Genomic DNA, 24,447 nt, shown 5'->3' with positions numbered 1-24,447 from the left:
CGATCGGCGGATCGATCACGGAGTGGTCCCGGGCACGGAGAGGGGCGGCCCGCCGGGACAGGTCCCGGCGGGCCGCCCGCCGCTCATGGGGACCGGGTTCACCCGGTCCCGTGCGCACCGATCAGTGGAAGAAGTGACGCGTCCCCGTGAAGTACATCGTCACGCCCGCGTTCTTCGCGGCCTCGACCACCAGCTCGTCCCGCATCGAGCCGCCCGGCTGCACGACCGCCTTCACGCCGGCCGCGGTGAGGATCTCCAGGCCGTCGGGGAAGGGGAAGAAGGCGTCCGAGGCGGCGTAGGAGCCGCGCGCCCGCTCATCGCCCGCCCGCTCGACCGCGAGCTTCGCGGAGTCGACGCGGTTGACCTGGCCCATGCCGACGCCGACCGAGGCGCCGTCCTTGGAGAGCAGGATCGCGTTGGACTTGACCGCGCGGCAGGCCTTCCAGGCGAAGGCGAGCTCGGCGAGCTCCTCCGCGGACAGGGCCTCACCGGTCGCCAGGGTCCAGTTCGCCGGGTCGTCGCCCTCGGCCTGGAGGCGGTCGGTGACCTGGAGCAGCGCGCCGCCGTCGATCGGCTTGACCTCGACCGGGTTGCTCGGGGCGCCCTCCGCCTTGAGCACCCGGATGTTCTTCTTCTTCGCGAGGACCTCGACGGCCCCGTCCTCGTACGCCGGGGCGACGATGACCTCGGTGAAGATCTCCGCTACCTGCTCGGCCAGCGCGACCGAGACGGGGCGGTTGACGGCGATGACGCCGCCGAACGCGGACAGCGGGTCGCAGGCGTGCGCCTTGCGGTGGGCCTCGGCGACGTCGGCGCCGATCGCGATGCCGCACGGGTTGGCGTGCTTGATGATCGCGACGCAGGGCTCGGTGTGGTCGTACGCGGCCCGGCGCGCGGCGTCGGTGTCCGTGTAGTTGTTGTACGACATCTCCTTGCCGTGCAGCTGCTCGGCCTCGGCGAGGCCGCCCGTGCCGTCGACGTACAGCGCGGCGCCCTGGTGCGGGTTCTCGCCGTACCGCAGGACGTTGCTCCGCTCGTACGTGGCGCCCAGGAAGTCGGGGAAGCCCGACTCGTCGGCGGCCGCGTAGTCGGCGGCGAACCAGGAGGCGACGGCCACGTCGTACGCGGCGGTGTGCTGGAAGGCCTCGGCCGCGAGCCGCTTGCGGGCGGTCAGGTCGAAGCCGCCGGCCTGGACGGCCGCGAGGACGTCGGCGTACCGCTCGGGGCTGGTAACGATCGCCACGGACGGGTGGTTCTTGGCGGCGGCGCGCACCATCGACGGGCCGCCGATGTCGATCTGCTCGACGCACTCGTCGGGAGTGGCGCCGGAGGCGACGGTCTCCTTGAACGGGTAGAGGTTCACGACGACCAGGTCGAAGGGCTCCACGCCGAGCTCGGCGAGCTGCTCGCGGTGCGACTCCAGGCGCAGGTCGGCGAGGATGCCGGCGTGCACGCGCGGGTGGAGGGTCTTGACGCGGCCGTCCAGGCACTCGGGGAACCCGGTCAGCTCCTCGACCTTGGTGACCGGCACCCCGGCGGCGGCGATCTTCCCGGCCGTGGAGCCGGTGGAGACGAGCTCGACACCGGCCTCGTGCAGACCGCGGGCCAGCTCCTCGAGCCCCGTCTTGTCGTAGACGCTGACCAGCGCGCGGCGGATGGGCTTAACGGTGTCCGTGTTCACCGACATGAACCTTTCGTCCCTCAATGCGATAGCCGTGCCGGGCGAGGCGCCCCACGACGTCGACGAGCAGTGAGCGCTCGACTTCCTTGATGCGCTCGTGCAGAGCGGCTTCATCGTCCTCGTCCCGCACCTCGACCACGCCCTGGGCGATGATCGGGCCGGTGTCGACACCGTCGTCGACGAAGTGGACGGTGCACCCGGTGACCTTCGCGCCGTAGGCGAGGGCGTCACGCACCCCGTGGGCACCGGGAAAACTGGGCAGCAGAGCCGGGTGGGTGTTGACGACCCGGCCGCCGAAGCGGGCGAGGAACTCCTTGCCGACGATCTTCATGAAGCCGGCCGAGACGACGAGATCCGGCTCGTACGCGGCGGTGGCCTCGGTGAGGGCGCGGTCCCACTCCTCGCGGGTGGCGTGGTCCTTGACCCGGCAGACGAAGGTCGGCAGTCCGGCGCGCTCGGCGCGCTCCAGACCTGCGATGCCGTCGCGGTCGGCGCCGACGGCGACGATCTCCGCGCCGTAGCCCTCGGGGTCCGCGGCGATGCCGTCGAGGAGGGCCTGCAGATTGGTACCGGAACCGGAGACCAGGACGACGAGGCGGGCGGCAGCCACTGGGTCACTCTTTCCGTGGTGTTTGTACGGTCGTACGAACGAATCGCGCCGCTCGATACGGGGAACCCTACGAATGGCTCGACCGTCAGCAACGATACCGGCACACCGGACGGCCCCCACGGGACGGGGGCGGAGCAGGGCGGTAGCGTCAAGGTCCGACGCCGGACGCGCACCCGACCAGCACCGGTCGAGAACACGCACGGCAGCGGACGAGACAGCAGCGGAGACCACGGGTGCGGCCGTGGTCGTGACGACAGAGGGAAGACGTTCAGCAGATGCCGGAACGCCAGTCCACGGACGACAACAACCCGTTCGCGCCGCCGCCCGAGGGCCGGCCGGATCAGCCGTGGCAGCCGCGGCGACCGGAGGGCTCGGACGACGAATCGTCCGGGGACTCCGGTTCGTCGGGGCCGTCCGACGGCCGCTGGAGCCCGCGCCAGCCGGGCCGCTCGGACGACGGCTTCGGCCGGGGGCCCGAGCGCCAGGGCGGCGGCCAGGGAGGACCGGAGGGCGGACCCGGACAGGGTGGCCCCGGCCAGGGCGGCTCCGGCGGGCGGGGGCTGCGCTGGGACCCGACGGACCCGGCGCAGCGCCGTGCGCGGTACGCGATCCTCGCCGGCATGTGGGCCTTCTTCTTCGCGATCTTCGAGATCCCGGAACTGGCGCTGCTGCTCGGCGCCCTGGGCGTCTACTGGGCGATCAGCTCGCTGCGTACCAAGCCGAAGCCGGCCGACGAGCTGTCGCCGACATCACAGCCGGCGGCCGGGCAGACGTCTCAGCCCTCGGGACAGGCCGCGGGGCAGCCCGCGGGCCGACCCTCGGGGCAGGGCGCCACGGCGGCCCCGCTCCGCTCGATGCGGACGGCCGCGATCAGCGGCCTGGTCGCGGCGAGCGTGGCCCTGATGATCGTCGCCGTCGGCTTCACGATGCAGCTCGTCTACAGCGACTTCTACGAGTGCCGTGACGACGCCCTCACCCACGCCGGCCAGCTGGCCTGCAACGACCTCCTGCCGAAGCCGCTGCGCGCGGGCTTCGGGGTCCGGGAGTAGCGGGGCGGACAGCCCCCGGCCCGCGGGCTACGCGGGGGGCGGGGGCGGCGCGCCGGGTTCCCAGGCCGCCGGGAGGTAGTCGTAGGGCTCGAAGGCGGAGTCGTCGTACGGGTCGTAGGCGTCGTACGGCGGGTCGTCGTCGAACCCGGGACCGGCGACGGTCGCCTTCGCTCCGGCCGTTCTCCCGGCGGCGGCCGGGGACGGCTCCGGTGGCGCCTTCTCGCCGTTCGGCCCGTCCGGGGCGGACGTCGTCGGCGGGGGTGCGAGACCGGCGGCGGGTACGGGGCCGGTCGCGGGCCCGGTGGGCGCGGCCGGCACCGGCCGCGCCGCCTGCATCGCCCGCACCTCCTGCACTGCCGAGGCCTCCGCCGGCACCGGCGGGCGCTTCGCGCGCGGGACGCGTCGGCCCCAGGCCCGTACCCCCAGGGCCACCGGCACCCCGACGCAGGCACCCCACAGGACCGTCGCCGCGCCCGTCTGCCACCACACCGGGCCGAACGCCGACAGCCGGGACGTGCCGAGCGGGCCGCCCGCCGCGGCCGACAGCACGGCCACCACCGCGCCGCAGCCCCAGGCCGCGCCCAGCGCCGTCAGTGCCGTGTCCCGGGCCGTCCAGGTCCGCGCCGAGCGGCCCACCCGGCCACCCTGGAGCAGCACGGCGGTGAGCGGGACGGCCGCGGCCGCCCAGTGGATCCAGCCGCCCCGCCCGTCGTCGGGCAGCGCGGCGAGCAGCGGGAAGGGCGGTGCGGCCGGATCTCCGACGAGGCCCAGCGGGGTCGCGAACGCGCCCGTGCCGAGGGTGAAGCCCGGCCCCAGCCCGTACGCGGCTCCCCAGACGGCCATGTTCGGCAGCAGCGCGAGGACCAGCAGCAGCACCGCCGCCCGCCCCGACCACTCCCCCGCGAGACCCGCGTACGCGGCCTGTGCCTCGCCCGCGTGCCAGGCCAGCGAGACCGCCGCGACGGCCGCGCCGCCGCCGAGCAGCGTGACGAGCCCGAGCCCGGCCGCCCGCAGGGCCGCGGCCGCCTGGCGCTGTTCGGGTAGGGGGCGCCCCAACGCCGTCCAGACGCCCGCCCCGGCCGCGCCCACCACGACGGCGGGCAGCCAGAGCCCGGCGCTGAGCGGCTCGGCGGGCAGCGGGCCGCTCTCGCCGTAGACCACGACGGCGGCGGCGACCAGGAGGTATCCGCCGGCCACGGCGCCGACCGCGCCGCTCGCGGAGGGGGGCCGCCGGACGCCGCCGCCGGCCGTGTCGAGGGTGTCGCGGGCGGCCCGGTGGACGAGCCAGACGGGCAGGACGGCCAGGAGCATCGGCACGACGCCGAGGGGCGCCGGCAGTCCGGAAAGGGTGCCCGTACGGACGAGGTCCACGCCGTGCGCGAGCAGCCAGAGCCCGGCGGCCAGGTGCAGGGCGCCGCCGGGTCCGCTGTCGGGGTACGGGGAGCTGATCCAGCCGGCGATCACGAGGACCGCGAGGGCGCCGATTCCGAGTCCGGCGGCGACCCCGCCCCGGACGCAGGCGGTGGCGAGCGCGGTGTAGCGGCCGCCCCGGGCCAGGGGGTGCTCGGTCACATGGGTCACGGGGCCATGCTGCCAACGACACGCGCTTTTGCCGCGTAACAGGCAAACCTCCGTTGTGTCGCTCAAGATACGTTTATGTACTTTTCCGCCCACAGCAGCTCTGCGGGAGGTCGACACCGATGAGCCGGAGCACCGCGGATTCCGCTTCCTCCGTCACCCTGCCGACCCCGAAGGAGCGGCGCAGGTTGCGTGAGGCCCTCGCCCTGAGCGAGGAGCAGGTCGCCGAGGCCATGGGCGTCACGAAGGCCACGGTCAAGGCATGGGAGACCGGGCGTTCGGCACCACGGGGCCGCAAGCGCGAGGCGTACGCGAAGCTGCTCGGCGCCCACGGGCCGGGCGACGCGGCGAGCTCCCCGCACTCGCCGGCAGCTTCCCCGTCGGCCGCCTCGCCCGCTTCGGAGAAGCCGGCGGAGCCACGGTCCCTGCCACCTTCACCCGTACGGCCGCAGGCCCCGGCGAAAGCGCCGGCACCCGCGCCCGCCCCCGCGGCGAACGTCCGGCCCAAGGCCGCGGCCAAGCGGGCCGCCAAGCCGCCGAAGGCCCCCTCCCCGTCCCCGGGCATCGCCGCGGGCCCGGCCCGCAAAGGCACCCCGAGGCCGCAGGAACGGCTGAAACCGGTCGAGGCCCCGCCGGTCGCGGAGGAGAGGCCCGTCGGGCCCCCCGCCGTACCGGGGCTCACCCCCGAGGAGGCGTTCGACGCCCTGTACGCGCACGCGGCGCCCGGTCTCGTCCACCAGACGTATCTCCTGACCGGCCGGCGGCGGCTCTCCCGGGAGTCGGTCGAGCACGCCTTCCACCGCGCCTGGGAGCGCTGGCCCGAGGTCGCCCGCGACGCGGACCCGGTGGGCTGGGTGCGGGCGACGGCGTACGAGTACGCCCTCTCCCCCTGGCACCGGCTGCGTCGTACCCACAAGCACCCCGATGCCCCGCCCACCGAGGCGGGCCGGCGGGCGCTGCTCACGGCGCTCCTCGAACTGCCGGCGCCGTACCGCCGTACCGTCCTGCTCTACGAAGGGCTCGGGCTCGACCTGCCGGAGACGGCCGCCGAGACCGAGGCGAGCACCCCCGCCGCGGCCCACCGGCTGCTGCACGCCCGTACGGTCCTGGCGAAGCGGATCCCCGAACTCGCCGATCCCGACGCCCTGCACGAGCGGCTCGGCGCGCTGGTCACGGAGACGCCGACGACGACCCTCCCGGCGGCCCGCGCGGTCCGGAGCGGCAGCGAGCGCCGGACGCGGACGTGGACGCGCGCGGTGTTGGGGGTGACGGCGGTCCTCATCGGTGTCACCGGCTTCACGGCGGCGACCGCGCCGACCCGCTACATCCCGGTGAACGCCCCCGGCGAGACCGTCAACGGCGTCCCGGTCCGCGGCGGCCCGCAGAAGCTGCGCCCGGAGGACCTGGAGCTCCGCGACAAGCTGCGCTCCGAGCCGAACCCGGGCCCGGAGCGGCTGATCCCGGCCGCCGAATAGCCACCACCGGGCGACCGCCGCCGCATACGAGAGGGCCCCGCCCTCGCCCGGGTGACCGGGCGGGGGCGGGGCCCTCTCGTACAGCTGCCGCGGTGAACCGCGGCTACTTCCGGCTGCTTCAGCCCGCGAGGATCGCGCGCGCCAGCTTGGCCGTCTCGGTCGGCGTCTTGCCGACCTTGACGCCGGCGGCCTCGAGGGCCTCCTTCTTCGCCTGGGCGGTGCCGGAGGAGCCGGAGACGATGGCGCCGGCGTGGCCCATGGTCTTGCCCTCGGGCGCGGTGAAGCCCGCGACGTAGCCGACGACCGGCTTGGTGACGTTGGCCTTGATGAAGTCGGCCGCACGCTCCTCGGCGTCGCCGCCGATCTCACCGATCATGACGATCAGGTCGGTGTCGGGGTCCGCCTCGAACGCCGCGAGGGCGTCGATGTGCGTGGTGCCGATGACCGGGTCGCCACCGATGCCGACGGCGGACGAGAAGCCGATGTCACGGAGCTCGTACATCATCTGGTACGTCAGCGTGCCGGACTTCGAGACCAGGCCGATGCGGCCCGGCTTCGTGATGTCGCCCGGGATGATGCCGGCGTTGGACTGGCCCGGGGTGATGAGACCGGGGCAGTTCGGGCCGATGATGCGGGTCTTGTTGCCCTTCGCCTGCGCGTACGCCCAGAAGGCGGCGGAGTCGTGGACCGCGATGCCCTCGGTGATGACGACGGCCAGCGGGATCTCGGCGTCGATCGCCTCGACCACGGCGGCCTTTGCGAACGCCGGCGGGACGAAGAGGACCGACACGTTGGCGCCGGTCTCCTTCATCGCCTCGGCGACGGAGCCGAAGACCGGGACCTCGGTGCCGTCGAAGTCGACGGTCGTGCCGGCCTTGCGCGGGTTCACGCCACCGACGATGTTGGTGCCGTCACCCAGCATGAGCTTGGTGTGCTTCATGCCCGTGGCACCGGTCATGCCCTGGACGATGACCTTGCTGTCCTTGGTCAGGAAGATAGCCATGGTGTTCTGACCTCGTCCCTTACTTCGCAGCCGCGAGCTCGGCGGCCTTGTCGGCCGCGCCGTCCATGGTGTCCACGCGCTGCACGAGCGGGTGGTTCGCGTCCGACAGGATCTTGCGACCCAGCTCCGCGTTGTTGCCGTCGAGGCGCACGACCAGCGGCTTGGTGACCTCTTCGCCCTTGGAGGCGAGGAGCTCCAGGGCCTGGACGATGCCGTTGGCGACCTCGTCACAGGCGGTGATGCCACCGAAGACGTTGACGAACACGGACTTGACGTCCGGGTCGCCCAGAATGATCTCCAGGCCGTTCGCCATGACCTCGGCGGAGGCGCCGCCACCGATGTCGAGGAAGTTGGCCGGCTTCACGCCGCCGTGGTTCTCACCGGCGTACGCGACGACGTCCAGGGTCGACATGACCAGACCGGCACCGTTACCGATGATGCCGACCTCGCCCTCGAGCTTGACGTAGTTGAGGTTCTTGGCCTTGGCGGCAGCCTCGAGCGGGTTGGCTGCGGCCTTGTCCTCGAGCGCCTCGTGGTCGGGCTGACGGAAGTCGGCGTTCTCGTCGAGAGACACCTTGCCGTCCAGGGCCAGGATGCGGCCGTCCTTGGTCTTCACCAGCGGGTTGACCTCGACGAGGAGCGCGTCCTCGGCGACGAAGGTCTTCCACAGGGTCACCAGGGCCTCGGCGACGCCCTCGGCCACGTCGGCCGGGAACTTCGCCAGGGCCACGATCTCGCGGGCCTTCTCGATGTCGACGCCGTCGACGGCGTTGACCGGGACCTTCGCGAGGGCCTCGGGGGTCTTCTCCGCGACCTCCTCGATGTCCATGCCGCCCTGCACCGACGCCATCGCGAGGAAGGTGCGGTTGGTGCGGTCGAGGAGGTACGAGACGTAGTACTCCGCCTCGATCTCCGGGGACAGCTCGGCGATCATCACCTTGTGGACCGTGTGGCCCTTGATGTCCATCCCGAGGATGTCCGTCGCACGGGCGACGGCCTCGTCCGGGTTCGCCGCCAGCTTCACGCCGCCGGCCTTGCCGCGGCCACCGACCTTCACCTGCGCCTTGACGACGGACTTGCCGCCAAGACGCTCGGTGGCCTCGCGCGCCGCCTCAGGCGTGTCGATGACTTCACCGGCCAGCACCGGTACACCGTGCTTGGCGAAGAGGTCCCTCGCCTGGTACTCGAACAGGTCCACGCGCGTCCGTCCCTTTTCTGATGATCGCGGTTCGTTGTCTGCGTGGGCGTGCCGCGAAGGGCAACGTGACTGCACTGTCACAAGGGAGGCGCACACGGTGACCGTGGACGCGGCATGTCCGTCTCGCAGGTTATCGCCGAGGGACGTGGGTCCCTAAATCGCAGATCACAACCGAGCGGTGATACGGGTCACAGGCTGTAGGGGCCACGGGGTCGGCGGCAGGGGGTGCTCGGTGGCGGCGCGTGGCACGCGTGGCAGGCGGGGCCTGGCCTCCCGGCCCCTCACGACGCGCCGGAACCGCGGGTGAGGGCCGCTCCGGGACGTGTGTGATATGGGACTCAGTGAGGCCCGGGACACCCGTGCGGGTGGTCCGGCGACGACGAATTCCGTACCCGCGGCGCCGGCCGGACGGGAGCCGCGGGAACGGAAGCGGGGACGGGGCGCGGCCGGGCCGGTCGCGTCGGGCCGGTCGCGTCGGGCCGTCAGGCCGCGGGGATCGGCAGGGGGCGCTTCTCCAGTGCGGCGGCCATGATCTCCGGGAACAGGTCGGGGGTGCACGCGAAGGCCGGGGCGCCGAGCGCGGCGAGCGCCGCCGCGTGCTCGCGGTCGTACGCCGGGGCGCCCTCGTCGGAGAGGGCGAGCAGCGCGACGAACTGGACGCCGGAGGCCTTCATCGCCGCGACCCGCTTCAGCATCTCGTCGCGGATGCCTCCCTCGTACAGATCGCTGATGAGGACGACGACGGTGTCGGCGGGGCGGGTGATCTTCGACTGGCAGTGGGCGAGGGCGCGGTTGATGTCGGTGCCGCCGCCGAGCTGGGTGCCGAAGAGGACGTCGACGGGGTCGTCGATCCGGTCGGTCAGGTCCACGACGGCGGTGTCGAAGACGACGAGCCGGGTGGCGATCGACCGCATGGAGGCGAGTACGGCGCCGAAGACGGAGGCGTACACGACGGAGGCGGCCATGGAACCGGACTGGTCGACGCAGAGCACCACCTCCTTCCGTATCGCCTGCGAGGCACGCCCGTGGCCGATCAGCCGCTCGGGGACGACCGTGCGGTGCTCGGGCAGGTAGTTCTTGAGGTTGGCGCGGATCGTCCGGTCCCAGTCGATGTCCCGGTGGCGGGGGCGGCTGATCCGGGCGGAGCGGTCGAGGGCGCCGGTGAGGGTCGCGCGGGTGCGGGTGGCGAGGCGCTTCTCCAGGTCGTCGACGACCTTGCGCACGACGGCCCGCGCGGTCTCCCGGGTCGTCTCGGGCATGGCCTTGTGGAGGGAGAGCAGGGTGCCGACGAGGTGGACGTCCGCCTCGACGGCCTCCAGCATCTCCGGTTCCAGGAGCAGGGTGGCGAGGCCGAGGCGGTCGATCGCGTCGCGCTGCATGACCTGGACGACGGAGCTGGGGAAGTACGTACGGATGTCGCCGAGCCAGCGGGCGACGGAGGGCGCGGAGGCCCCGAGTCCGGCCGAGCGGTCCCGTCCGGTGCGGTCGCCGTCCTGGTTCCCGCGGCCGTAGAGCGCGGTGAGGGCGCCGTCCATGGCGGCGTCGGTACCGGTGAGCGCGCGGCCGGTGCCGTCGGCCTCCCCGCCGCCGAGGACGAGCCGCCAGCGGCGCAGCCGCTCGTCGTGCGCCGCCGCCCCCGTGTTCACGTCGCTGGTCGGGCTGGTGGTCGGGCCGGTGTTCATACGAGGGCCTCCGTGCCGAGGACGAGGTGGAGGAGGGGCAGGACGGCGTCCGCCCGGTCCCGGTCGGGGGTGGGCGCGAAGCCGGGGACGCCTGGGGTGGTGTGCCCGGGGCCGCCGGCCTGCGGGCCGCGGGCGACCAGTTCGCCGAGGGTGCGGCGGACGCCCGGCTCGTATCCGGAGAAGGTGCGCCGCAGCAGCGGCAGGACATCGGTGAAGGCCTCCGCCGGGACGTCCGTCAGCCAGTCGTCGACCAGTCCGAGCAGCCGCTCGTCGTGGACCAGGAGGAGTCCGCCGCCCGAGGCCCCGCCGACGAAGCCGTCGATCCAGGCGGCGGCGTCGGCGGGCGGGGTGCCGGGCGAGAGGGCCCGGCTCATGAGGAGGGCGGCCTCGTCCTCGGCGATCCTGCCCTCGTCCAGGAGGAGCCGGGCGGCGCGGCCCCTGAGGATGCCCGGGATCCGGTCGCGGTCGGCGAGCCGGCGCAGGACGCCGGCCCAGCGGTCGGTCAGGCCGTCCGCTCCGGGGAGCAGCCCGATGGCCTGGTGCACCTCGTCGATCCGCTCGCGCATGGTGCCGGCCGCGTCGGTGTCGAGTCCCGTGCAGGCGGGCGGCAGGCCGACGCAGATCCGTTCGGCGAGGCCGGCGGCGACCTCGGCGAGGGCCGCCGTCCCGGTGCCCCGGACGTCGCCGTAGCGCAGGGAGCGGGCGAGGGCGGGGAGGGCCTGGGCGAGATGGGCGACGTCGGTGTCGAGCGCGGCCCGGTCGGCGAGCGCCCGCATGACGACGGGGAGCGCGTCGGTGAGCCCGGCGAGCAGGCACTGCTCGGCGAGGGCGGTGATGTCGGCGAGGGCCCCCGCCCCCAGGGCCCGGGACCTGGCGCGGGCGGTGGCGGCGGCCTCGACGGTGGTGCCCCAGACGCCGGCCTCGGCGACCTGGACGTGCAGCTCGGGCTCCCAGCGCAGCCGCCAGGTCTCCCGGAAGGTGCCGGTGCCGGAGCGGCCGGTGGCCGGTTCGCCCCAGCCGACGCCGAGGAGGCGCAGCCGGTGCAGCAGCCGGCTGCGCTCCCCGTCCATGTCCTTGCGGAGGTCGAGATCGAGGTCGCGCTCGGTGGCCTCGGGTTTGAGGCGCAGGGTGCGCTGACGGCGGGCCAGATCGCGCTGGAGGGGGACGGCGGGGGCGCCGTCCGGGACCTCGCCGAGGACGTCGCCGACGACGAGCCGGTCCCGGACGAGGTCGAGCGGCACGTCGGAGCCCTCGCAGAGCACGGCGCGGACGGCGTCGGTCGTCTCGTCGAGGCCGGGGTGAGGACGGCCGCGCAGGGCGGCGAGGGTCTCGGCGAGCCGGACGGCCTCGATGACATGGGCGGAGGAGACGAGGTGGTCCTCGGCCCTGAGGAGTCCGGCGACCTTGGTCATCCACCGCTCGACGGGCCGGTCGGGGGCGGCGAAGAGATGCGCGTACCAGCCGGGCGCCTCGATCCCGGCGCCGTACCCGGAGCGGCGGGCGAGCCTGCGGTGGGTCCAGGGGACCCAGGTCATCTCGGTCTTCACCTTGGGCAGGCCCTTGAGCAGGGCCCGGTCGGCGGCGACGGTGGTCTTCCGGGTGAGGGCGGGGACGTGCCAGGCGCCGCAGACGACGGCGACGGCGTCGCCGAACTCCTTGCGGGCGGCGCGCAGCCGGATCCGCATATGGGCCTCGCGGACGAGGTCGCGGGGATGCCCGCCGTGGCCGTACGCCTCGCGGAGCGCGCCCATCGCCTCGGCGAGGGCCTCGAAGGGGGCGGTGGGGTCGTCGCCGCCGCGGAGTTCGACGACGTCCTCCCACCAGCGCTCGGCGTCCTCGTACCCGGCGACCCGGGCGAGTTCGGCGACCGGGTCGATCCGCAGGCCGCTGCCGGAGACCTCTTCCTCCCCGTCGTCCCAGGTGGGGTCGGCGGCGGCCAGGCCGTGCGCGGCGGGCAGGTCGATGAACCGGACGGCGGCGCCCCGGTCGAGGGCCCAGCGGATCGCGACCCACTCGGGCGAGAACGCGGCCATCGGCCAGAACGAGGCCCGCCCGGGGTCGTCCACGGCGTGGGCGAGCAGGGCGACCGGCGGCCGCATGCCGGGATCCCCGGCGAGCTCCACGAGCGCGTCGGCCTCGGCGGGGCCTTCGACGAGCACGACGGCGGGCTTCGCCGCCTCCAGCGCGGCCCGCACTCCCCGCGCGGACCCGGGCCCGTGGTGCCGCACCCCGAGCACGAGCGGCCCGCCGGAAGGGCCACGGCCGGAGGCGGAGGTGACTGCGGAAGGAGAGGTGGATGCGGAGGGAGAGGTGGAGGCGGAGGCGGCCCCGGCCGTGGACGGGGACGTCATCCGCTCACCTCGCGGCAGGCGCGGTAGAAGTCCTTCCAGCCGTCCCTCTCTCTGACCACCGTCTCCAGGTACTCCTGCCAGACGACTCGGTCGGCCGCCGGGTCGCGGACGACCGCGCCGAGGATGCCCGCCGCGATGTCCGCCGGGCGCAGGACGCCGTCGCCGAAGTGGGCGGCGAGCGCGAGCCCGCCGGTGACGACGGAGATCGCCTCGGCCGTGGAGAGCGTCCCCGAGGGGGACTTGACCCGTGTCCGGCCGTCGGCGGTGACGCCGTCCCGCAGCTCGCGGAAGACGGTGACGACCCGGCGGATCTCGTCGACGCCGTCCGGGACGGACGGCAGGGCCAGGGAGCGCCCGAGCTGCTCGACGCGGCGGGCGACGATGTCGACCTCGGCCTCGGGGGTCGCGGGCAGCGGCAGGACCACCGTGTTGAAGCGGCGGCGCAGCGCGCTGGAGAGTTCGTTGACGCCGCGGTCCCGGTCGTTGGCCGTGGCGATCAGGTTGAAGCCGGGGACGGCCTGCACCTCCTGGCCCAGCTCGGGGAGGGGGAGGGTCTTCTCGGACAGGATCGTGATGAGCGTGTCCTGCACGTCGGCGGGGATACGGGTGAGTTCCTCGACGCGCGCGGTCATGCCCTGCGCCATCGCCCGCATCACGGGGCTGGGCACGAGGGCCTCCCTGCTGGGGCCGTGGGCGAGCAGCCGGGCGTAGTTCCAGCCGTACCTGACGGCCTCCTCGGGGGTGCCGGCGGTGCCCTGGACGAGGAGGGTCGAGTCGCCGCTGACGGCGGCGGCGAGGTGCTCGGAGACCCAGGTCTTGGCGGTGCCGGGCACGCCGAGCAGGAGCAGTGCCCGGTCGGTGGCGAGGGTGGTGACGGCGACCTCGACGATGCGGCGCGGGCCCACGTACTTGGGTGTGATCACCGTCCCGTCGGGGAGGGTGCCGCCGAGGAGATAGGTGGCGACGGCCCACGGCGAGAGGCGCCAGCGGGCGGGTCGGGGCCGGTCGTCGGCGGCGGCGAGCGCGGCGAGTTCGTCGGCGAAGGCGTGCTCGGCGTGCGGCCGCAGGACCTCGGTCACGGTCTGCGGCCGCCCCGGTCCGGTGTCCGTCTCGGCACCGGAACGGGGCTGCGCGATGGTTTCGGGCACGGGCATGGATCCCCCTCCAGATCGTTCGATCTGCTGTGGGATCCACCGTGCACCATGCCACTGACAATCAGATGTCACCGCTGGTCAGGGGCTGTTGAGGGGGTGAGGGACGGTCAGCCCACGACCGGGGAGACGGCGACGCAGCCGCCGGCCATGGCCTGCTCGGCCTTGGCCTCCTTGATGACCTTGCCCTGGTAGACGACCTTGCAGGTGAGGTCGGCGGGGGTGAGCGAGACCGGCATGACGGCCGGCGGCATGATGCCCTTCAGCTTCACGGTCTTCTTCCACGGCGTGGCCGGCTTCTTCTCCGACTCGACCTTCGGCGCCATCGCGGTGCCGTCGCCCGCGTGGTAGTCGATGGACTCGATGCCCGTGCCGGTGACCTCGTACGTGACCTCGTAGGTCTCGGTCACGGACTTGTCGACCTGGTCGACGGCCTTCTCCGCGGCCTCGGAGCAGGCGCCGAGGCCGAGGGCGAGGCCGGCGACGGCGAGGGCCGAGACGGCGGTGCGGGCGGTGCGCTTCATACGGGTTCCCCCTGGACGGTTCGTGCGAGTCGGTTGATCCCGCCAGGAGAATGGTAAAGGAAGGGTAAAGCGGCTTCTCCTTCCGCCCTCCCCCGAGCCCGCACTCCCGGGCCCCGGGCGTTGTCAGTGGCGGCCTCTACCGTCGAGGACATGAATGCCATGGGGGTGCGCTGGACGGCTGAGCAGGTGCTGGCACTGGCTCCTGACGACGCCTCGCGCAGAGCGGGAAGCAAGCTCGGCACGGCCGGACCGTGGTCGGGCAGAGGCAGCGGAGGGGGCGCGGTCTGGGGTCTGTGCAAGGGCAGCGGCCGCGTGCCGTACCGGACGGTGGTCGACACGACCGGGCCCGCGTACCTGTGCGAGTGCCCCAGCCGCAAGTTCCCCTGCAAGCACGCGCTCGGCCTGCTGCTGCTCCAGGCCTCGGACGGGACGGAGGGTGAGGAGACCACCGCACCCGACTGGGCCGGGCGGTGGCTCGCGGCGCGCCGCGCGCGGGCCGGGAGCGGCGCCCGCGGGCCCGAGGGCGGCGCCGGCGGCCCGGCGGATCCCGAGGCGGCGCGCCGCAGGGCCGAACGCAGAGCCGCCCGGATCACCTCGGGCGCCGAGGAGTTGGAGCAGCGGCTCGCCGACCTGCTGCGCGGCGGCCTGGCGGCGGCCGAGCAGCGGGGGTACGGGCTGTGGGACGAGACGGCGGCCCGGATGGTCGACGCGCAGGCGCCCGGACTCGCGGGCCGGGTCAGGGAGTTGGGGGCGATACCGGGCTCGGGCCCCGGCTGGCCGGTACGGCTCCTGGAGGAGTGCGCGCTGACCCACCTCCTCGACCGCGCCTGGCTCACCGCCGACCGGCTGCCCGCGCCGTTCGCGACGACCGTACGGACCCGGGTCGGCCTCCCCGCCCCGGTCGACGGCGTCCCGGTGCGCGACCACTGGCTGGTGCTCGCCCAGTACGACGCGGCCGACGCCCGGCTGACCACCCGGCGCATCTGGCTCCACGGCACGGCGAGCGGGCGCACGGCACTCCTGCTGTCCTTCGGCGCGGCGGGGAGGGCTCCCCAACTGGCGCTCCCCGTGGGCGCGGTGCTCGACGGCGAGCTGACCCCGCACGCGGGCGCCGGGCAGCTCCGTGCGGACCCGGGCGAGCGGTTCGTGCCCGTCGAGGGCCGCGCCGCCGCGCCGCCGGGCGGACCGGTGGGCTCGGCCCTCGCCGCGTACGGCCGCGCGCTGCGCGAGGACCCGTGGCTGGAGTCCTGGCCCGTGACCCTGAGCGGGGTCGTCCCCGCGCGCGCGGAGTACGGCTGGCAGCTCGCCGACGCGGACGGCCGCGAGGCGCTGCCGCTGACCCCCGCCGCCCAGTCCCGTCCCGGGCTCTGGCGGCTGGTCGCCCTGTCCGGCGGGGCTCCGGTGGCGGTCTTCGGGGAGTGCGGGCACCGGGGGTTCACCCCGCTCGCCGCCTGGTCCCCGGAGAACCCTGGAGAAACGGTCCCTCTCATATGACCCCCGCCCACGGAACACCGTCCGACCGGAGGAACCCGATGGAGACGGACACGACGGTCCCGACGCCCGGCGCCCTTCCCACGGAGGACGGCGGCTGGGAGGAGCTCGTCACCTCGGCCCTGCTCGGTACGGACCGCCGGGTGCCCGCCCGGCTCGCCGGACTGCCGGGCGGCGACCTGCCGGGCGCCCTGCTCGACGCCGCCGCGCTGCACACCGTACGGCGCAGGGCGGGACTGCGGCCCGGGCCCGCGGCGCCGCCACCGGAGCCCGCGCCCGAGGACCACCGCCGGCCGCTGCCCGGGGACGCGCGCCGACGGCTCGACCAGCTGCTCGCCGGCCGGGCCGCGCCCTCGCCCGCCGGGCGGCGCGGGGCCGCGCCCGACCTGGCCGAACTCCTCCCGCAGTGGCTCGCCCTCGCCAACGAGCGGGGGTTCAAAGCGCCGGCCGCCACCCTGCCCGCCCTCCTCGACGCGGCCCGGGCCCGCACCGATCTGCGGCCCCAGGCCCTTCAGCTGGCCGGGCCGCGCGGCCTGTGGCTGGCCCGGCTCAACCCCGAGTGGCGGTTCGCCCTGCGCGGCGCGGGCGCGGGCAGCTCCCTCCCGGACCCCGGGGACCAGAAGGGGGTGCGCGCCCTGTGGGACGAGGGCCTGTTCGCCGAGCGGGTCGCCCTGCTCGGCGCCGTACGGACGCGGGACCCGGCGGCCGGTCTCGCCCTCCTCGCGTCCACCTGGTCCGCAGAACGGGCGGAGGACCGGCTGATGTTCCTCGACTCGCTGCGGACCGGACTGTCCGGCGCGGACGAGGAGTTCCTGGAGGAGGCCCTCGGCGACCGCAGCCGCAACGTCCGCGCGACCGCCGCCGAACTGCTCTCCGCCCTGCCGGCCTCGGCGCTCGCGGGCCGGATGGCGGGCCGCGCGGTCACCTGCGTCGGACTCGACCGGACGGCGGAGTCGCCCACGATCACCGTGGAGGCCCCGCACGAGTGCGACTCGGCCATGCAGCGGGACGGCCTCGCGGCGACACCGCCCGCCGGCCGGGGCGAGCGGTCCTGGTGGCTGGGCCAGCTCGTCGAGGCCGCGCCGCTGTCCTGCTGGCCGCCGAGGTTCGGGGGGCGCGGCCCGGAGGAGATCGTGGCGCTGCCGGTCGCCGACGACTGGCAGGCCGAGCTGCACGCGGCCTGGTGCCGGGCGGCCGTACGGCAGCGGGACTCGGCCTGGTCGCGGGCGCTGCTCGGTTCCCCGGCGACCCCGCCCGCGACGGGCCCCGGCACGTCGTCGCTGGCCGAGCGGGCCCAGCTCCTCTCGACGCTTCCGCCGGAGGAACGGGCGTGCTGGGTCGGGTCGTTCATCGCGGCCCACGGTCTGTCGGAGGCGTTCCAGCTGCTCGGTGTCTGCCAGGTGCCGTGGGCGGAGCCGCTCGGCGGGGCGGTGATCGACGCTCTCGACATCGCGCGGGAGGCGGGCAGTTACCCGTGGAGCTTCAGCGGGGTGATGGGGCTCGCGGAGCGCTGCCTCGCCCCGGAGGCGGCCCGGCAGCTGGAGTCCCTGACGGCCCGGCCGGAGGAGGCGGACGACATCTCCCCCGGCGCGGGCGGCTATTGGTCCGAGGCGTTCCAGCGGCTGGTCTCCACGCTGCGGCTGCGCGAGGCGATGAGAGCCGAACTCACGGAACCGGCGCGGTAGACCGGCCCGACGGGCCGGTCCGCAGACCGGACCGGCCCCCGCACGCCCGGCCCAAGTGTCCCCGCACCCTCAAGGACCCCGGCACACCCGAGAGCCACCGACACACCCACGCCCCCGGCACACCCGAGAACCACCGGCACCCTCAAGGACCCCGACACGCCCAAGGCCCCGGCACGCCGAAGGGCCCTTCCGTACGGAAGGGCCCTTCGAAGCTGCGGCACGTGTCGCCGGCACGGATTACGCGGCCACGCGGACGTTCGCGTTCACCCAGTCGACGATGGACGCGGTCGTCGCGCCCGGCGTGAAGATCTCCGCCACGCCCTTCTCCTTCAGCGGCGCGATGTCCCCGTCGGGGATGATGCCGCCGCCGAAGACCTTGATGTCCTCGGCGTCACGGTCCTTGAGAAGCTCAAGGACCTTCACGAAGAGCGTGTTGTGCGCGCCCGAGAGGATCGAGAGGCCGATCGCGTCGGCGTCCTCCTGGATCGCGGTGTCGACGATCTGCTCGGGCGTCTGGTGGAGGCCGGTGTAGATGACCTCCATACCGGCGTCGCGGAGTGCCCGCGCGATCACCTTGGCCCCGCGATCGTGGCCGTCGAGACCCGGCTTGGCAACCACCACGCGGATCGGACCGGTCACACCCATCACTGCCTCCACATGCGACCCCCGCGCGTCTTTGCCGGGGAGGTGAACGAACGTTATCCCCAGCATCCCGCACCCGGCTGTTTCGCGGCGGCGAGCGAGGGGGAAATCACACGTGGGACATGTTCGCTCTGCGTCGTACCCCGCTTTCGGGCCCTCTTCCTGGGCCCACCAGCCGCAAGCGGGGCACGGTCGCGAAGGGAGCCGCGACGAGGTCGCCGCGCCTCCGTGCCGCCGTCCGTGCGGCACGGGGGCGCGGCGTACCGGCGTACCGTCCGGCCCCCCGTGCCGATCGGGAGGTCGACGATGGAGTTCACCAAGGTCACCGCCCTGATGAAGGCCACCGCCCTTGAGCTCGCGATCCTCACCGGGCATCTCGTCCTGTACCCCTCCGGGATCGTGGCCGAGCGCCTCTCGCCCGCCCCGCCCCCGTCCGTCACCCCGGGCCGGCGGCCGGTCGTCCTGCTGCACGGTTTCGTCGACAACCGCTCGGTCTTCGTCGTCCTGCGCCGCTCCCTCGGCCGGAGCGGCCGTGACTGCGTCGAGTCCCTCAATTACTCACCGCTCACCTGCGACCTGCGGGCCGCCGCCGAGCTGCTCGGCCGCCGGGTGGACGAGATCCGCGCCCGTACGGGACACGCCGAGGTCGACATCGTCGGGCACAGCCTGGGCGGGCTCATCGCCCGTTATTACGTACAGCGGCTGGGCGGTGACAGCCGGGTGCGCACCCTGGTCACGCTGGGCACCCCGCACTCCGGCACGAGCGTGGCCCCGCTCGCCGACGCGCATCCGCTGGTGCGGCAGATGCGGCCCGGTTCGGAGGTGCTGCGGGAGCTCGCCGCGCCGTCGCCCGGCTGCCGGACCCGGTTCGTGAGTTTCTGGAGCGATCTGGACCAGATCATGGTGCCGGCGGAGACGGCGCGGCTCGACCACCCCGACCTGCTCGTGCACAACGTGCGGGTCAGCGGGATCGGTCATCTCGCGCTGCCGGTGCACCCCACGGTGGCCGCCGGGGTGCGGGAGGCCCTCGACGCGGGCGGTACGGAGGCCCCGGGAGCGCGTGAGGAGGAGCCGGGCGCCACGTCCGTGGCGTGACACTCCGGGACCGTTCTTCGAACGTCGATCGAACACAAGGCCAAGGCTCTCTCCGTGAGCTGGCGAAACACGGCCGATTGCCCGTTTCCTACGGCCTCCAACACCGCCGAAGATTGTCGGCTACGCATACCGCCGGGTACAGTCGCGCCACTGCTTACCCCCGGGACACCCCTCGTCGGGCCCGCCCCGGACTGGTCCTGCTGCCGAGGCGAGAGAGACGTTGGTGAACGACCAGCACCCCCACGCCGGGTACGTCGGAGACGGCGCCCACCCCACCGGTAGTTTCGCCACCGACCCTCTCTTCGGCGCCTACGGCGACGGCGGGTCGGACCAGAGCGGACAGTGGAACCTCGGCGGATACGACGTCACCGGCACGTACGGGACGGCGGAGCAGTACGGAACGACGGCCGGGCAGTACGACGCCACGCAGTACGCCGCGACCGGCCAGTACGACATGACGGGGCAGTACGCCACCACCACCGGGCAGTACGAGGCCACCGGCTCGTACGACACGACCGGTCAGTGGGACACCACCGGGCAGTGGAACACCACCGGCGCCTACGACACCACCGGCACGTACGGGACCTCGACGGGTCCGTACGAGACGACGACCGGGCAGTACGACACGACAGCCACGCAGCACGGCACCGCCCCCGCGTACGACACCACCGGCCAGTGGGACGCGTCCGCCTGGACCGAGGCTCAGCACACCGGCCAGTACGAGACCCTCCACGCCGGCGCCTACGCCGCTCAGGGGTCCTACGGGTACGAGTCCTACGACGCGACCGGCCAGTGGGCCGCCCCCGCCTTCGCGACCGACACCGGCGCCTACGACGCGACCGCGTGGAACCAGGCGGCCCCGGAGGCCGAGCCGGTCGTCCCCCATCAGTACACGCCGGGTCCCGAGCACACCGCCGAGTTCGCGTTCGAGTACCTCCCCGAGACCGAGGCGGCCACCGGCGAGGCCCACACGGACCTCGACGACATCGAGCCCGCCCACGACCGGGCCGATCGCGACGACCACGAGGACGAGGACGGCGACCGTCACGAGGCCCGCGAGGCCCACGACGAGCACGACGACCAGCCCGCCGGCCTCGACGACCAGCCCGCCGTCGAGGTCCGCACGGACTCTCCCCTCGCCGGCCGCCCCGTGCGCCGCTCCTCCACCGGCAGCCGCGGCCGGCGCCGTACCCCCGCCAAGCGCTCCGCGCTGCTGACCGTCGCCGTTCCCTCCGCCTGCGTCATGGGCGTCGCCGGCATCGCCGCCGCCTCCGTCGGCGGGCTCGCCGGAGCCGGCGCCGACGGCGCGAAGAAGGAGGACACGACCGCGCTCGCCGCCGCCGACCCGGCGTCCGTGAAGCAGGTCGCCGCCAACAGCGCCCTCGACACGCAGCTCGCCGCGCTCAGCGCCGATGCCCGCGACTTCGGCGACCGCGCCAGCCGCACCCAGGAGCGCATCGACCTCAAGGCACGCCAGGCGGCCGACAAGAAGAAGCGCGAGGAGGAGGCGGCCCGCAAGGAGGCGCTGCGTCCCAAGTACATGCTGCCGGTGGAACTCCACCGGCTCAGCGCGCGCTTCGGCCAGTCCGGTGTCAACTGGATGTCCGTGCACACCGGCATCGACTTCCCCGTGCAGACCGGCACGCCCGTGATGGCCGCGACGGACGGCACCGTCCGCACCCAGATCAACAGTGCCTACGGCAACATGGTGATCGTGACCGCGCCCGACGGCACCGAGACCTGGTACTGCCACCTCAGCAGCGCCAAGATCCGCTACGGCCAGGTGAAGGCCGGCGACGTCATCGCGTACTCCGGCGACACCGGCAACTCCACCGGCCCGCACCTGCACTTCGAGGTCCGGCCGGGCGGCGGCTACGCGATCGACCCGCTGGCCTGGCTGCGCAGCCACGGTCTCGACCCGACCAGCTGACCTCAGGCCTCCGCGTCACACCTCAAACTTCACGCCTCACGCCTCACATACGCGAGCGGGCCCCGGCTTCTTCGGCCGGGGCCCGCTCGCGTACGCCGTCTCCGCCGCTACAGCTTCTCGACCGGCGCGTACCGCAGCAGCAGCCGCTTCGGCTTCTCGTCGCCGAAGTCGATCGTCGCCTGGGCGTCCGCGCCCGCGCCGGTCACCGTCATGACCGTGCCGAGGCCGAACTGGTCGTGCGTGACCCGGTCACCGACCTGGAGGGAGATCACCGGCTTCTCCCCCGCACGCCGGGTCGCGAAGCCCGAGGGGCCGGAGCGCGAACGGGAGGAGGAGAGCGAGGAGGTGATCCCCGAGGTCGGCCCGGCGGGCTTCACCATCGGACCGGTCCGCTTCCACTCCAGGTACGCGGGCGGGATCTCCTCCAGGAAGCGCGAAGCCGGGTTGTACGAGGGCTGGCCCCAGGCGCTGCGCATCGACGAGCGCGTCAGGTAGAGCCGCTCCCGCGCGCGCGTGATGCCCACGTACGCGAGGCGCCGCTCCTCCTCCAGCTCCTTCGCCTGGCCGAGGGCGCGCATGTGCGGGAAGACGCCGTCCTCCATGCCCGTCAGGAACACCACGGGGAATTCGAGGCCCTTCGCGGTGTGCAGCGTCATCAGGGTGATGACGCCCCGGCCCTCCTCGTCCTCGTCCGGGATCTGGTCGGAGTCGGCGACGAGCGCGACCTTCTCCAGGAACTCGGCGAGGGTCGCGGGCTCCTCGCCGCGCTCCTGCTCGAACTCCAGGGCCACGGCGGCGAGTTCCTGGAGGTTCTCGATCCGGGTCTCGTCCTGCGGGTCGGTCGAGGCCTGGAGCTCGGCCAGGTAGCCGGTGCGCTCCAGGACGGCCTCCAGGACGACGGCGGGGCCGGCGCCGGACTCGACGACGGTGCGCAGTTCGTCCATCAGCGCGTTGAACCGCTTGACGGCGTTCGCCGAGCGGGCCGCCATGCCGTACGCCTCGTCGACCCGCTTGAGGGCCTGCGGGAAGGTGATCTTCTCGCGCAGCGAGAGGGCGTCGATCATCGCCTCGGCGCGCTCGCCGATGCCCCGCTTGGGGACGTTGAGGATGCGGCGCAGCGGGACGTTGTCCTCGGGGTTGGCGAGGACGCGCAGGTAGGCGAGGACGTCCCGGACCTCCTTGCGCTCGTAGAAGCGCACGCCGCCGACGACCTTGTAGGGCAGTCCGACGCGGATGAAGATCTCTTCGAAGACACGCGACTGGGCGTTGGTCCGGTAGAAGACGGCGACGTCTCCGGCCTTGGCCTCGCCCGCGTCGGTGAGCCGGTCGATCTCGTCGGCGACGAACTGGGCCTCGTCGTGCTCGGTGTCGGCGACGTAGCCCGTGATCTGCGAGCCCGCGCCGGCGTTCGTCCAGAGGTTCTTGGGGCGACGGGACTCGTTGCGCTCGATGACGGCGTTCGCGGCGGAGAGGATCGTCTGCGTGGAGCGGTAGTTCTGCTCCAGGAGGATCGTCGTCGCGTCCGGGTAGTCCTCCTCGAACTGGAGGATGTTGCGGATGGTGGCGCCGCGGAAGGCGTAGATCGACTGGTCGGCGTCACCGACGACGCACAGCTCGGCGGGGCCGAGGTCCTCGTAGCCGGTGCCGACGAGCTCCCGCACGAGGGTGTACTGGGCGTGGTTGGTGTCCTGGTACTCGTCGACGAGGACGTGCCGGAAGCGGCGGCGGTAGTGCTCGGCGACGTCCGGGAACGCCTGGAGCAGATGGACCGTCGTCATGATGATGTCGTCGAAGTCCAGGGCGTTGGCCTCGCGCAGCCGCGCCTGGTACATCCGGTAGGCCTCGGCGAGCGTCTTCTCGAAGCCGTCGACGGCCTGGTCGGCGAAGGTCTCCTCGTCGATCAGCTCGTTCTTGAGGTTCGAGATCTTGGCGCTGAAGGACTTCGGCGGGAACTTCTTCGGGTCGAGGTCCAGGTCGCGGCAGACCAGCGACATCAGGCGCTTGGAGTCGGCGGCGTCGTAGATCGAGAAGGAGGACGTGAAGCCGAGCTTCTTCGACTCGCGGCGCAGGATGCGGACGCAGGCGCTGTGGAAGGTCATCACCCACATCGCGTTGGCACGCGGCCCGACGAGCTGCTCGACGCGCTCCTTCATCTCGCCGGCGGCCTTGTTCGTGAAGGTGATCGCCAGTATCTGGCCGGGGTGCACGTGCCGCGTGCCGAGGAGGTGGGCGATGCGGTGGGTGAGCACCCGGGTCTTGCCGGAGCCTGCTCCGGCGACGATGAGCAGCGGGGTGTCGGTGTGCACGACGGCGGCGCGCTGCTGCTCGTTCAGCCCGTCCAGGAGCGCGGCGGTGTCCACGACGGGGCGGGGGGCGCCGTCGCGGTAGTGGGTGTCCCGGGCGGGCGGGGGCGCGTCGAAGTGCTCCCCGAAGAGGTCGTGCGGGACGTCCTCCCCGGCCGGGGAGCCGTGCTCGTGGTCCTCGGGGTGGGGCGGGGGCTCCTCCGAGGAGTGGTTCTGGAGGCCGGCCAGGAAGCTGTCGTCAAAGAGGCTGCTCATCGCCTCACGAGTCTAGGACGCCCCACCGACATCCGGGCCCGCCTTCGGGACCCGCCTTCCTCGCCGGGCTGCGGTACCGGTCACATCCGCACGGTCGGCCGCTGCCCGGAGGGGTCCCGGGTCACGTCCCGGGGGTCACGTCCAGAGGGTCGCGATGAAGATGTTCGCCATGGTCAGACCGCCGACGGCGGCGAAGAGACCCTTCTCGACGCGCTCCTCGTCGCGCTTGACGTAGACGAGGGCGAGGATCACGACGAGGATCCCGAGCTTGATGCCGACCTTGAGGTTGTTGACGCTCTGGTCGTCCGCCTGGTTCAGGCCGACCAGCGCGACGCCGGTGACGAGCATGGTCAGCGCGCCGTGCAGCATCGCGGGGCTGAAGCGGGCCGTACCGGCCCCCATCGCCTTCATCTGGGTGAGGAATCCGCCCAGCAGGGCGGCGATACCGATGATGTGCAGGGCGACGAAGACATTGATGAGTACGTCCATGGGCCGGAGCCTAACCGGGGCCTTAGCACCGCCTTCCGGCCGGGTCCACCCAGTCCGTCGCTTCGGTCGGACGGCCGCCGGAATGCCCCTCGGCCCGGCACCCCGGGCGAAAGACATCGGTCACCGACCGCCAAGTGCCGCCAATAGCGGTCATCCCGCCGCCCGGGCGTGACCCCAGGTTTAGCGTCCTTCACCAGGTGGCCGGCTCCCCACCACCGCCGGCGATCCGGCGGTTGTCGGTCACCCCCGCCGAGA

Annotated in this window: 18 protein-coding genes; 6 read left to right on the top strand and 12 right to left on the bottom strand. The window is 73.6% G+C overall.

What is annotated here, in order from left to right; genetic code table 11:
* Nucleotides 1-121: 121 nt before the first annotated feature.
* Both purH and purN read right to left on the bottom strand, forming a co-directional pair.
* Nucleotides 122-1,687 (bottom strand): bifunctional phosphoribosylaminoimidazolecarboxamide formyltransferase/IMP cyclohydrolase, encoded by a 1,566-nt coding sequence (gene purH, locus ACIP8Z_RS19525; protein WP_402084896.1) that lies wholly within the window; start codon nt 1,685-1,687, stop codon nt 122-124.
* Nucleotides 1,662-2,291: a phosphoribosylglycinamide formyltransferase gene (purN, locus tag ACIP8Z_RS19520; RefSeq protein WP_328943000.1), complete on the bottom strand. Its 630-nt coding sequence runs from the start codon at nt 2,289-2,291 to the stop codon at nt 1,662-1,664. The genes purH and purN overlap by 26 nt, the downstream gene beginning before the upstream one ends.
* A 275-nt stretch (nt 2,292-2,566) precedes the next feature.
* Here purN and ACIP8Z_RS19515 point away from each other — a divergent pair, with 275 nt between their 5' ends.
* Complete coding sequence (locus ACIP8Z_RS19515) at nt 2,567-3,340, top strand: hypothetical protein (protein WP_402084894.1); 774 nt, start codon at nt 2,567-2,569, stop codon at nt 3,338-3,340.
* 27 nt (nt 3,341-3,367) lie between these two features.
* On the opposite strand, the gene ACIP8Z_RS19510 is transcribed toward ACIP8Z_RS19515, so the two are convergent.
* Nucleotides 3,368-4,921, bottom strand: a complete 1,554-nt coding sequence (locus ACIP8Z_RS19510; RefSeq protein ID WP_402084892.1) for a DUF6350 family protein — start codon at nt 4,919-4,921, stop codon at nt 3,368-3,370.
* Nucleotides 4,922-5,040: 119 nt separating this feature from the next.
* On the opposite strand from ACIP8Z_RS19510, the gene ACIP8Z_RS19505 reads away from it, so the two are divergent.
* The gene (locus ACIP8Z_RS19505; protein WP_402084889.1) at nt 5,041-6,393 is read left to right on the top strand and encodes a helix-turn-helix domain-containing protein; all 1,353 of its coding nucleotides are present in this window, start codon (nt 5,041-5,043) and stop codon (nt 6,391-6,393) included.
* Between the two features lie 118 nt (nt 6,394-6,511).
* Here the strand turns inward: ACIP8Z_RS19505 and sucD are convergent, their stop codons facing one another.
* The 6 genes from sucD to ACIP8Z_RS19475 all read right to left on the bottom strand — a co-directional run bounded on the left by sucD (nt 6,512) and on the right by ACIP8Z_RS19475 (nt 14,302).
* Complete coding sequence (gene sucD / locus ACIP8Z_RS19500) at nt 6,512-7,396, bottom strand: succinate--CoA ligase subunit alpha (RefSeq protein WP_015035673.1); 885 nt, start codon at nt 7,394-7,396, stop codon at nt 6,512-6,514.
* Between the two features lie 19 nt (nt 7,397-7,415).
* A complete protein-coding gene (gene sucC, locus ACIP8Z_RS19495; RefSeq protein WP_033210588.1) occupies nt 7,416-8,594 on the bottom strand; it encodes an ADP-forming succinate--CoA ligase subunit beta in 1,179 nt (392 codons plus the stop codon).
* 482 nt (nt 8,595-9,076) lie between these two features.
* The gene (locus ACIP8Z_RS19490) at nt 9,077-10,276 is read right to left on the bottom strand and encodes a VWA domain-containing protein (RefSeq protein ID WP_402084887.1); all 1,200 of its coding nucleotides are present in this window, start codon (nt 10,274-10,276) and stop codon (nt 9,077-9,079) included.
* Nucleotides 10,273-12,627, bottom strand: a complete 2,355-nt coding sequence (locus ACIP8Z_RS19485; protein WP_402084884.1) for a DUF5682 family protein — start codon at nt 12,625-12,627, stop codon at nt 10,273-10,275. Before ACIP8Z_RS19485 ends, ACIP8Z_RS19490 begins: the two co-directional genes overlap by 4 nt.
* On the bottom strand, nt 12,624-13,781 hold the full coding sequence (locus tag ACIP8Z_RS19480) for an AAA family ATPase (RefSeq protein WP_319310529.1): 1,158 nt from the start codon (nt 13,779-13,781) through the stop codon (nt 12,624-12,626). Before ACIP8Z_RS19480 ends, ACIP8Z_RS19485 begins: the two co-directional genes overlap by 4 nt.
* A gap of 107 nt (nt 13,782-13,888) precedes the next feature.
* Nucleotides 13,889-14,302, bottom strand: a complete 414-nt coding sequence (locus ACIP8Z_RS19475; protein ID WP_266968490.1) for a hypothetical protein — start codon at nt 14,300-14,302, stop codon at nt 13,889-13,891.
* A gap of 150 nt (nt 14,303-14,452) precedes the next feature.
* Between ACIP8Z_RS19475 and ACIP8Z_RS19470 the strand changes: the two genes are divergently transcribed.
* Nucleotides 14,453-15,796 carry an SWIM zinc finger family protein gene (locus tag ACIP8Z_RS19470; RefSeq protein WP_402084882.1) on the top strand — a complete coding sequence of 448 codons (1,344 nt, stop codon included), beginning with the start codon at nt 14,453-14,455 and terminating at the stop codon, nt 15,794-15,796.
* Nucleotides 15,797-15,834: 38 nt separating this feature from the next.
* On the top strand, nt 15,835-17,478 hold the full coding sequence (locus ACIP8Z_RS19465) for a DUF5691 domain-containing protein (protein ID WP_402084879.1): 1,644 nt from the start codon (nt 15,835-15,837) through the stop codon (nt 17,476-17,478).
* Between the two features lie 237 nt (nt 17,479-17,715).
* Here the strand turns inward: ACIP8Z_RS19465 and ACIP8Z_RS19460 are convergent, their stop codons facing one another.
* The gene (locus ACIP8Z_RS19460) at nt 17,716-18,123 is read right to left on the bottom strand and encodes a cobalamin B12-binding domain-containing protein (protein ID WP_073910412.1); all 408 of its coding nucleotides are present in this window, start codon (nt 18,121-18,123) and stop codon (nt 17,716-17,718) included.
* Between the two features lie 303 nt (nt 18,124-18,426).
* Between ACIP8Z_RS19460 and ACIP8Z_RS19455 the strand changes: the two genes are divergently transcribed.
* Nucleotides 18,427-19,215 carry a lipase family alpha/beta hydrolase gene (locus ACIP8Z_RS19455; protein ID WP_402084876.1) on the top strand — a complete coding sequence of 263 codons (789 nt, stop codon included), beginning with the start codon at nt 18,427-18,429 and terminating at the stop codon, nt 19,213-19,215.
* 223 nt (nt 19,216-19,438) lie between these two features.
* Nucleotides 19,439-21,145, top strand: a complete 1,707-nt coding sequence (locus tag ACIP8Z_RS19450; RefSeq protein WP_402084873.1) for a M23 family metallopeptidase — start codon at nt 19,439-19,441, stop codon at nt 21,143-21,145.
* A gap of 107 nt (nt 21,146-21,252) precedes the next feature.
* On the opposite strand, the gene pcrA is transcribed toward ACIP8Z_RS19450, so the two are convergent.
* Nucleotides 21,253-23,703: a DNA helicase PcrA gene (gene pcrA, locus ACIP8Z_RS19445; protein WP_402084871.1), complete on the bottom strand. Its 2,451-nt coding sequence runs from the start codon at nt 23,701-23,703 to the stop codon at nt 21,253-21,255.
* Nucleotides 23,704-23,838: 135 nt separating this feature from the next.
* Nucleotides 23,839-24,192, bottom strand: coding sequence for a hypothetical protein (locus tag ACIP8Z_RS19440; protein WP_319310543.1), 354 nt, complete (start codon nt 24,190-24,192; stop codon nt 23,839-23,841).
* Nucleotides 24,193-24,447: the final 255 nt, after the last annotated feature.

The organism is Streptomyces sp. NPDC088553 (assembly GCF_044752965.1).
In the GTDB taxonomy this organism is placed as follows: Bacteria; Actinomycetota; Actinomycetes; order Streptomycetales; family Streptomycetaceae; genus Streptomyces.
This window is presented reverse-complemented; position numbering and strand designations above follow the sequence as displayed.